This window comes from Streptomyces aurantiacus, from assembly GCF_027107535.1.
Classification (GTDB): Bacteria; Actinomycetota; Actinomycetes; order Streptomycetales; family Streptomycetaceae; genus Streptomyces.
The window spans coordinates 670,906-680,546 of record NZ_CP114283.1; the positions used below are offsets into that span (position 1 = coordinate 670,906).

The following is a 9,641-nucleotide window of genomic DNA, read 5'->3' on the forward strand; positions in this document are numbered from 1 at the left end:
CCGGAGTGGAAATGTCTCACGAACGGCCGTGCCGCACGAATACAGGAAACGCACGGGAAGCTCATGGAAACGGATGGGCAAATGGGGTCAACCGGGCATGGATATGCGGACATTGAGCATTTTCTCGGCGCTCCTCGTCCTGTCCGGCGAACAGGGATTCTCTCAGGGAAAAGACAGGCTCGGACTTTTCTCATGGCGGTCTCACAAGAGAACCTGAGTTTCGGACACATAAAGGCTGCCTAATATCCGGGGAATGCATTCCGAGCCTGCCATCGAATCCCGCGCCGCCGGGCGCGGCCGCCGCCGCAAACGCGGCAACGGGCCGAACGGGTCCGAAGACGGTCCCGTGTTCGTCGACAGCTCCGGGCGCAGGGCCAGGCTGCTGCGCCGGATCGGCCTCCTCCTCGGCGTCGTCTGTATCGGGTACGCGGTCGTGCTCGGCATGGCGTTCATGGGCTGGGGCCCCTCGCTCTCCCCGTCCTCACTGCTGCCCTTCGGGGGCGGCCCGGGCGGCGGCCGGAACTCCGGCCCCGGCGGCGGCGTCCGGCCGCAGGGCGGCACCGGCACCCCGCCCGCGCGGCCCACCGGCGCCCCGCCCTCGGGCGTGGCCACCGGCGCCGCTCCCACCGCCGCCCCGTCGGCGCCCGTCTCCGCCCCGACCGCGTCCGCCTCCGCGGCCGCCAACTGACCGGAACGCACCCACACTCATGGCAACCACGACGCCCTCGCGCGGCCGCCGGCGCGCCCCGTCCCGGATGACCCGGGCCGCGGGCAAGGCCGCGGCGCTGCAGAAACCGCGTGTCATCCTCGCCCTGCTGCTCCTCCTCGCCCTCACCAGCGTGATGCTGCTCGACGGCTATCTGCGCGCCGAGGTCGGCGGGGACGAGCGCGTACGCAGCAACGCCAGCTCCAGCAAGGTCCCGGACGACGTCCTCGACGGCGGGCCGATCCTCTCCTTCAGAGGCGGGCAGGCCCAGACCCGGTCCGTCCCGGACAAGACCATCGCGCTGACCTTCGACGACGGCCCCAACCCCACCTGGACGCCCCAGATCCTCGACATCCTGGAGGAGAACGACGTCCCGGGCACGTTCTTCGTGGTCGGCTCGATGGTCTCGCGTTACCCGGACATCGTGAACGACCTGGTGGACCAGGGCAACGAGATCGGCATCCACACGTTCACGCACGTCGACCTCTCGTACCAGAGCGACGCCCGGATCAAGCGGGAGATGGACCAGACGCAGCTCGCCCTGGCAGGCGCGGCGGGCATCACGACGACCCTGTTTCGCGCCCCGTACTCCTCGGAGACGGACGCCATCGACAACTACAGCTGGCCCGTCTACAAGAAGCTCGGCGAGGAGGGCTACACCAGCGTCTTCGTCGACACCGACAGCGACGACTGGAAGCGGCCCGGCGTCTCGAAGATCATCAAGTGGGCGACGCCGTCGAAGAACAAGGGCGCGTCGGTCCTCTTCCACGACGCGGGCGGCGAGCGCTCACAGACCGTCGCGGCGCTCGGCACGTACATCAAGAAGATGAAGGCGAAGGGCTACACCTTCACCACCATCAGCGGCGCCATCCAGCAGACGGACAGCCCGCAGGCGAACGGGCAGCAGCCGGGCGGCGAGCAGGCGGGCGGTGAACAGGCCGCCGGCGGGCAGTCGGCGGGCGAGGCACCCGGCGGACAGCAGGGACAGCAGGGACGGCAGGCCGGGGGAGCCGACGGCCTCCAGGCCGCCCACCGCACCGCCACCGGCACCACCCTGTACGAGGGCAAGGCCCTCGTCGCGGCGGTCACCGTCGCCGAGTGGACCGTACCGGGGCTCGCGACCGGGCTCGCGGTCGTGGGTGTCGCCGTCATGGGCCGCTTCGGGATGATGCTGATCCTCGCCCGCAGGCACTACCGGCAGCGCAACAGACGCCGGTTCAGCTGGGGGCCTGCCGTCACCCGGCCGGTCAGCGTGATCGTGCCCGCGTACAACGAGAAGGAGTGCATCGCCAACACCCTCAGGTCGCTGGCGCGGAGCACCCACCCGATCGAGATCATCGTCGTGGACGACGGTTCGACGGACGGCACGAAGGAGATCGCCGAGGCGCTCGGCATGCCGAACGTGCGCGTCGTCCGCCAGGAGAACGCGGGAAAACCGGCCGCCCTCAACAACGGTGTACGGCACGCCGGTCACGACATCGTCGTGATGATGGACGGCGACACGGTCTTCGAGGCGGACACCGTACGGCAGCTGGTCCAGCCCTTCGCCGACCCGGATGTCGGCGCGGTCGCGGGCAACGCCAAGGTCGGCAACCGCGACACGGTCATCGGCGCCTGGCAGCACATCGAGTACGTGATGGGCTTCAACCTCGACCGCCGCATGTACGACCTGCTGCGCTGCATGCCCACCATCCCGGGCGCGATCGGCGCGTTCCGCAGGGAGGCCGTGCTCGCGGTCGGCGGGATGAGCGAGGACACGCTCGCCGAGGACACCGACATCACCATCGCCATGCACCGTCAGGGCCGGCGGGTCGTCTACCAGGAGCACGCCAGGGCCTGGACGGAGGCGCCCGGTTCGCTCAAGCAGCTGTGGTCGCAGCGCTACCGCTGGTCGTACGGCACGATGCAGGCGCTCTGGAAGCACCGCAAGTCCCTGACGGACAAGGGGCCTTCGGGCCGCTTCGGCCGGGTCGGCATGCCGCTGGTCGTCATCTTCCAGATCGTCACGCCCGTCTTCGCGCCGCTCATCGACGTGTTCACCGTCTACTCGATGATCTTCATCGACTTCAAGGCGTCACTGCTCGCCTGGCTGGCCGTGCTGTGCGTGCAACTCGTCTGCGCGGCCTACGCGTTCCGGCTCGACCGGGAGAAGTACCGGTACCTGCTGATGATGCCGCTGCAGCAGCTCGTGTACCGGCAGATGATGTACCTCGTCCTCATCCACTCCTGCGTCACGGCCCTCACGGGCGGCCGCCTGCGCTGGCAGAAGCTGAAGCGCACGGGTGAGGTCGGCACACCGGCGGGGGCGGGCTGATGGGCTCCCACCGCCGGGACGGCCGCCCCTCGGCGACCGCCGCACCGGATGTCCCGCCGGTCGCCGGGTCCGGGTCCGGGGCCCCGCCGGTCTCCGGGCCCGGGGCGCTCTCGGACACGGCACGGCTGCCGCGCGTGGACACCGTTCCGGAGGCGCGGACGGCCGCGGGCCGCGACCGCTACTTCGACACGCTCCGGGCGGTCGCCCTGGTCCGCGTCGTCGCCTACCACACCTTCGGCTGGGCCTGGGCGGGCATGGTCCTGCCCTCCATGGGGATCATGTTCGCGCTCGCCGGGACCCTGATGGCGAAGTCCCTGGAGCGGCCCGCCCTCAAGGTGATCAGGAGCCGTGTCCGCCGGCTCCTGCCACCCTTCTGGTTCTGGGGCTTCTTCGTCGTGGCCGCGATGCTGGTCCACGGCTGGATGCCCGGCTGGCAGATCGTCTACTGGATCGTGCCGCTCGGCGACCCGCCGGGCAACGCGTGGGGCGAGCAGGCCTGGGAGATCCTCTGGTACCTGCGCACCTACCTCTGGTTCGTCCTGCTCTCGCCCCTGCTGCTGCGGGTCTTCCGGGCGGCCCCGGTGGCGGTCCTGGTGCTCTCGACGGCGCCGATTCTGGTTGTCCAGTTCCTCTGGGCGCCGCCGGACGACCGCTTCGGCAACGCGCTCACCGACCTGGCCACGTTCCTCTTCTGCTGGATCCTCGGCTTCGCGCACCGCGACGGCGTGCTCCAACGGCTGAAGCCGCTCGCCGTCGTGGTCCTCTCGCTCGCCGCGATCGGCTACGGAGGCTGGTACGCCTTCACGCACCAGACCGAGACGGGCTCGTACGACCTCGACGACATCCCGCTCGCGCAGGCCTTCTGGTCGGCGGGGTTCGTGACCCTGCTGATGTACGCGAAGGCGCGCTTCGGGATCGACTTCGCGTGGCTGGCCCGCTTCAGGCGCCTCGACCGGATCGTCACGATCTTCAACGCCCGCGCCGTGACCCTCTACCTCTGGCACGAGATCGCGCTGATCCTGGCCGTCCCGCTGATCGACCGGTTCTGGAACGTCCCGGCCTTCGAGGCGTATCTGCCGCTGGAGAGCCAGTGGTTCATGTTCGGCGTCGGCTGGCTCCTCATCGCCGTGTTCATCCTGCTGTGCGGGTGGGTGGAGGACGTGGCCGCCCGGACGGGACCGAGGCTGCTGCCCTGAGAGCCGCCCCGCCCGCACGGCGGCGTTCTCCACCGGTGTTCTCGGCCGGGGTACGGGCCGGGTGTCGGCGAGTCGCCCGGCCCGTACTGCCACAATGGGGACCGTGACCCGCGCATCCCTGAACAAGCAGCCGCACGAAGTCGCCTCGATGTTCGACGACGTGGCGGAACGGTACGACCTGACGAACGACGTGCTGTCGCTCGGCCAGGACCGGGTGTGGCGCAAGGAGGTCGCGAAGGCGGTCGACGCGCGGCCCGCGCAGAAGATCCTCGACCTCGCGGCGGGCACGGCCACCTCCTCGCTGCCCTTCGCGCGCACGGGTGCGTACGTCGTGCCCTGCGACTTCTCCCTCGGGATGCTCAGGGTCGGCAAGAAGAACCACCCCTGGCTGCCGCTCACGGCGGGCGACGCCACGAAGCTGCCGTTCAAGGACGACACCTTCGACGCGGTGACGATCTCCTTCGGCCTGCGGAACGTCCAGGACACGGACACGGCACTGCGTGAGCTGTACCGGGTGACGAAGCCCGGCGGGCGTGTGGTGATCTGCGAGTTCTCGCACCCGACCTGGGCGCCCTTCCGCACCGTCTACACCGAGTACCTGATGCGTGCCCTGCCGCCGGTGGCCCGCGCGGTCTCCTCCAACCCCGACGCGTACGTCTACCTCGCCGAGTCGATCCGTGACTGGCCCGACCAGCCGGCCCTGGCCGACCGCCTGATCAAGGCGGGCTGGTCGAAGGTGGCGTGGCGCAACCTGTCGGGCGGGATCGTGGCGCTGCACAGGGGTTACAAGCAGCAGGTCGCGTAGACCCAGGTGCCTCCGCCGTCCGGCGGCGTGAGGGGCCCGCGCCCCGGGCCGTTCGGGAGACCCGGCCGCTAGCGCAGAACCACGAACGGATCCCCCGGCTCGTCGAGCTCCCGGTACATACCGCCGGGCGGCGGCCCGCCCCGCCGGGGCTCCCGGACACCCGCTCCGCCCCCGCCCTCGCCCTCACCGAAGTCGAACCACACGGTCACCACCGCGCCGCGGGACACCTCCGCCCCGGGCAGCGGGTACTGCCGTACGACGTAGTCGACGACGGTCAGATGGAAGTCGGGCCGGTCGGGCGCCGCGAGCAGCACCCCGCGCGCCTCGGCCGTCTCGCGCGCGTCCATGGCCATCAGACCGACGAGCCGCGGTACGCGCACTTCGGGTGTCTTGCGTGGTATGCGCACAGACGTCACCCCCAGCGGTACCGGCAGAGTAAGCCCTGCCGGGCCGCGCCGGAAGGTGTCGGAGAGCCGCGGGGAGCCGTCAGAGAGCCAGTCGGTAGCAGTGCCCGACCTGCTGCGACTTCGGGGACGTGAACGACTCCACGAGCTCCATGCCGAGGCGTCTGGTCACGGCGATGGACCGCTGGTTGCGCGCGTTCACCATGGCCACCACGCTCGGTACGCCGGTCGCGCGCACCCTCTCCAGCGTGGCCTGCGCCGCCGCGGTGACGTACCCCCTGCCCCAGTACTCCCGCCCGAGCCGCCAGCCGATCTCGATCTCGCCCTTCGGGCCCCACTCGTAGGGCCACGGCTGCGCCCCGGTGAAACCGATGACCCGCCCTCCCTCGTCGAGCATGGTCCAGAAGCAGAAACCGTGTTCGGCGTCGTGCCGGCGCTGCCGGGCGGTCAACTCCTCGTAGACGGACAGTTCGGCGGATCTCCCGCCGTGGAACTCCATCACGTCCGGGTGATCGAAGGCCTGATGCCAGGCGAACGCGTCCTCGTCGGTCGGGACGCGCAGGTGTACCACGGGGAGAGCTCGGTTCACGGGGCAGCCCTTCAGCCAGGTGATCAGTACCGCTGCATAGACTGCCCATGTCCCGTGCCCGTCAGCACGCGGATTTCGAGACTTCGCGCTTAGAGACTTCGAGCCTTCGAGACTTGGGGAGACCCCGCCGTGACCGAGTCCCAGCCCCTCTCCGAACACACCGCCGATGTGATCGTCGTCGGGGCCGGACCAGCCGGTTCCACCACCGCCTACTACCTGGCCAAGGCCGGGCTGGACGTCCTGCTCCTCGAGAAGACCGCGTTTCCGCGGGAGAAGGTGTGCGGTGACGGGCTGACGCCCCGCGCGACCAAGCAGCTCGTCTCCATGGGAATCGACATCTCGGAGGAAGCGGGCTGGCTCCGGAACAAGGGGCTCCGCATCATCGGCGGCGGAGTCCGCCTCCAGCTGGACTGGCCGGAACTCGCCGCCTACCCCGACTACGGACTCGTCCGCAAGCGCGACGACTTCGACGAACAGCTCGCCCGGCAGGCGCAGAAGGCGGGCGCCCGGCTGCACGAGCGCTGCAACGTCGGCGCCCCGATCGTCGACGACCGCACGGGCCGGATCACCGGCGTCCACGCGAAGATCGGTGACGCCGACTCCAAGGAGAAGCGCGAGGTCACCTTCCACGCGCCCCTGGTCGTCGCCGCCGACGGCAACTCCACCCGGCTGTCCCTGGCGATGGGCCTGCACCGCCGCGAGGACCGCCCGATGGGCGTCGCGGTCCGTACGTACTTCACGTCCCCGCGCCACGACGACGACTACCTGGAGTCGTGGCTGGAGCTGTGGGACCGGCGCGGCCCCGGCGAGGACCGCCTGCTGCCCGGGTACGGCTGGATCTTCGGCATGGGCGACGGCACGTCGAACGTCGGCCTCGGTGTCCTCAACACCACCTCCTCGTTCAAGGAGCTGGACTGGCGTGAGGTCCTCAAGGCCTGGTGCGCCTCGATGCCCGAGGACTGGGGCTACACCCCGGAGAACATGACGATCCCGATCCGCGGCGCCGCCCTGCCGATGGCCTTCAACCGCCAGCCCCACTACACGAAGGGTCTGCTCCTCGTCGGCGACGCGGGCGGCATGGTGAACCCCTTCAACGGCGAGGGCATCGCCTACGCCATGGAGTCCGGCCAGATCGCCGCCGACGTCATCGTCCAGGCCCACGCCCGCGCGACGCCCGCCCAGCGGGAACTCGCCCTCCAGCGCTACCCGAAGGTCCTCAAGGACACCTACGGCGGCTACTACACGCTCGGCCGCGCCTTCGTGAAGCTCATCGGCAACCCGAAGGTCATGAAGATCGCCGCCCAGCGCGGCCTCACGCACCCCATGCTGATGCGGTTCACGCTGAAGATGCTCGCCAACCTGACGGACCCGACGGGCGGCGACGCCATGGACCGCATCATCAACGGCCTGTCGAAGGTCGCTCCGAAGGCGTAGGCGACGGACATCGCGTGGCGGTGCGGCGGGCGGGCCCGCCCGCCGCACCGCCACGCCCCGGGCGGCCGCTCCACGAGGAGCGGTCGCCCGCGCCGCGTACGCGCGGCCTGAAGGGCCCGTGGAGCCCTTTCCGGAGGGCACCGCGCGGGAGCACGCCCGCGGGCCGCTCCCCTCACGGAGGGAAGCGGCCCGTCAAAAGCGGTCAAATCATGTGACCGAAGGTCAGAGCACCCGCACCGCACCGCTCGCGGGGTAGCCCGACAGGTCCTGGATGACGACGCCCTTCGAGGGGTTCGCCGCGTCCAGGTACTGTCCGCCGCCGATGTAGACACCCGTGTGGTACGCCGAACCCGCGCCACCCCAGTACAGGATGTCGCCGACCTGGATGTCGGACAGCGGGACCGGGGTGCCGGCCGTCGACTGGGCCTGGGAGACGCGCGGCAGGTCGACGCCGACCTGCTTGAACGCGGCCTGGACCAGCGCCGAGCAGTCCCACGCGTCGGGGCCGGTGGCGCCCATGACGTACGCGTCGCCGACCTGCGCCCGGAGGAAGCTGATGACGGTGGCGACGCTGCCGCTGGCAGGGGCGACGGCGTCGTTGCTGGGCGTCGCCGCGAGGGTGGTCCGCCCGGCGGAACGCGTGGCGCGCTCCGCGGCGGCCTTACGGGCGTCCTCGGCCTTCTGCTTGGCCTCCGCCTTCTTCTTGGCGTCCGCGAGGTCCGCCTTGGCCTGCTTGGCGGCCTTGGCGGCGGCGGCGTCACGCTCGGCCCGCAGCTGGTAGTCGGCCGCGGCCTGCTGGGTGACCTCCGCGGACTCGGCCACCTGAGCGGTCAGGTCGTCGGTGAGCGTGGGCAGCTCGATGGTCTGGGTGACCGGCTCGGCCGCGTTGGCCGATCCGGCGGCACCGGCCACTGCCAGGGTGCTGAGGACGCCACCGGCAACTCCGGCGCGCATCGCGAGCGCCGAGCTGCTGCGAGGCCGGGGTTTCCGGTGGCTGCGTATGTGAGCGGTGTGGGACATGGGTACAACCGGTATCAGGGAGTCCTCCATACCTTCAAGAAACGTGCGCTGCGCCACAATTGTTCAACGGACCCTCCGAAGGCCGGGCGTGGCGTTCCTTATTGACGCCGTAACGGGCATTGTGGACACCACCCAACAAGCCTGTGATCAAGGCCTTTTCGCGTTACGCCCGAATTGCCCGCCGCCTACCACTCGTTGGCGCGGATGGCCAAGCCCGGTTGTTTCCGGCCCGTTACCAATGTGACGCAGGTCACGGAACGGCGGCCGTGACGGCCGCGTCCGGCGCGCGGATCGGGGGGAGGCGTGAAGGCCGGCCCGGCGGCCGCTCCGCTCGTGAACGGATGCACGCACCGGAGTCGTCCACAACGGGCACCCCAACTCCCCCCGAAGTGTGAACGAGTTCCTCTATCAAGCACCCACGTCCAGCACCAATTTGCCTTGGGTCCGACTCCCTTGATAGTGCGCCAGGGCCTGGACCAGCGACGACGAGCGAAAATGTCACCTCTGGTGATCACTCGGGCGCTTCTCGTACGAAGATCAGCACTCATCCGACTTCATGATCGTTCGCCGGGTGGTGGAGATCACAAAGGCGTTGTCGTACCCCGTGTCGCAGATCACAGACCGGCAGGCATAGGATGCGGGGCAGTTGGGCTTGTGACCTGCTTCACATGTGCGCGATCTTCGTGGAGCTGCACGGGGCTCGTGCGCCTCATGAGGTCCATGAGGTTCGCGGAGCAGGAGCGACGCCTGATGCAACCGCCAGCAGTCAATGCCGACTGAGAGGAGCGAGGAGCGGTGAACGCGTATGCGCCCATCCTCGTACTGGGAGCCCTCGGGGCAGGCTTTGCGATCTTCTCCGTGGTCATGGCCACGCTTATCGGTCCAAAGCGATACAACCGGGCCAAGCTCGAGGCCTACGAGTGCGGAATCGAGCCGACCCCCACGCCGGCGGGCGGCGGGCGGTTCCCCATCAAGTACTACCTGACGGCGATGCTCTTCATCATTTTCGATATCGAGATCGTCTTCCTCTACCCCTGGGCCGTCACGTTCGACGCACTCGGGATTTTCGGGCTCGTGGAGATGCTGCTCTTCGTGCTCACCGTCTTCGTCGCGTACGCGTACGTGTGGCGGCGAGGCGGCCTGGAATGGGACTGAAACCCGCATGGGACTGAA

General features: G+C 69.6%; 9 protein-coding genes. 6 read left to right on the plus strand and 3 right to left on the minus strand.

Annotation, left to right across the window (positions count from 1 at the left end; genetic code table 11):
* The first annotated feature begins 253 nt into the window (after positions 1-253).
* The 4 genes from O1Q96_RS04715 to O1Q96_RS04730 all read left to right on the plus strand — a co-directional run bounded on the left by O1Q96_RS04715 (position 254) and on the right by O1Q96_RS04730 (position 5,021).
* Positions 254-688 carry a hypothetical protein gene (locus tag O1Q96_RS04715; RefSeq protein WP_269246998.1) on the plus strand — a complete coding sequence of 145 codons (435 nt, stop codon included), beginning with the start codon at positions 254-256 and terminating at the stop codon, positions 686-688.
* A gap of 19 nt (positions 689-707) precedes the next feature.
* Complete coding sequence (locus tag O1Q96_RS04720) at positions 708-3,020, plus strand: bifunctional polysaccharide deacetylase/glycosyltransferase family 2 protein (RefSeq protein WP_269246999.1); 2,313 nt, start codon at positions 708-710, stop codon at positions 3,018-3,020.
* Positions 3,020-4,216, plus strand: a complete 1,197-nt coding sequence (locus O1Q96_RS04725; protein WP_269247000.1) for an acyltransferase family protein — start codon at positions 3,020-3,022, stop codon at positions 4,214-4,216. Before O1Q96_RS04720 ends, O1Q96_RS04725 begins: the two co-directional genes overlap by 1 nt.
* A gap of 103 nt (positions 4,217-4,319) precedes the next feature.
* Positions 4,320-5,021: a demethylmenaquinone methyltransferase gene (locus O1Q96_RS04730; RefSeq protein WP_269247001.1), complete on the plus strand. Its 702-nt coding sequence runs from the start codon at positions 4,320-4,322 to the stop codon at positions 5,019-5,021.
* Positions 5,022-5,089: 68 nt separating this feature from the next.
* Here the strand turns inward: O1Q96_RS04730 and O1Q96_RS04735 are convergent, their stop codons facing one another.
* Together O1Q96_RS04735 and O1Q96_RS04740 are read right to left on the minus strand one after the other, a co-directional pair.
* Positions 5,090-5,428: a PASTA domain-containing protein gene (locus O1Q96_RS04735; protein ID WP_269247002.1), complete on the minus strand. Its 339-nt coding sequence runs from the start codon at positions 5,426-5,428 to the stop codon at positions 5,090-5,092.
* 79 nt (positions 5,429-5,507) lie between these two features.
* On the minus strand, positions 5,508-6,014 hold the full coding sequence (locus tag O1Q96_RS04740) for a GNAT family N-acetyltransferase (RefSeq protein ID WP_269247003.1): 507 nt from the start codon (positions 6,012-6,014) through the stop codon (positions 5,508-5,510).
* A gap of 129 nt (positions 6,015-6,143) precedes the next feature.
* Between O1Q96_RS04740 and O1Q96_RS04745 the strand changes: the two genes are divergently transcribed.
* A complete protein-coding gene (locus tag O1Q96_RS04745) occupies positions 6,144-7,448 on the plus strand; it encodes a geranylgeranyl reductase family protein (protein WP_269247004.1) in 1,305 nt (434 codons plus the stop codon).
* Positions 7,449-7,670: 222 nt separating this feature from the next.
* On the opposite strand, the gene O1Q96_RS04750 is transcribed toward O1Q96_RS04745, so the two are convergent.
* Positions 7,671-8,498, minus strand: a complete 828-nt coding sequence (locus O1Q96_RS04750; protein ID WP_269247005.1) for a C40 family peptidase — start codon at positions 8,496-8,498, stop codon at positions 7,671-7,673.
* Positions 8,499-9,263: 765 nt separating this feature from the next.
* Between O1Q96_RS04750 and O1Q96_RS04755 the strand changes: the two genes are divergently transcribed.
* Positions 9,264-9,623, plus strand: coding sequence for an NADH-quinone oxidoreductase subunit A (locus O1Q96_RS04755; protein ID WP_003974383.1), 360 nt, complete (start codon positions 9,264-9,266; stop codon positions 9,621-9,623).
* Positions 9,624-9,641: the final 18 nt, after the last annotated feature.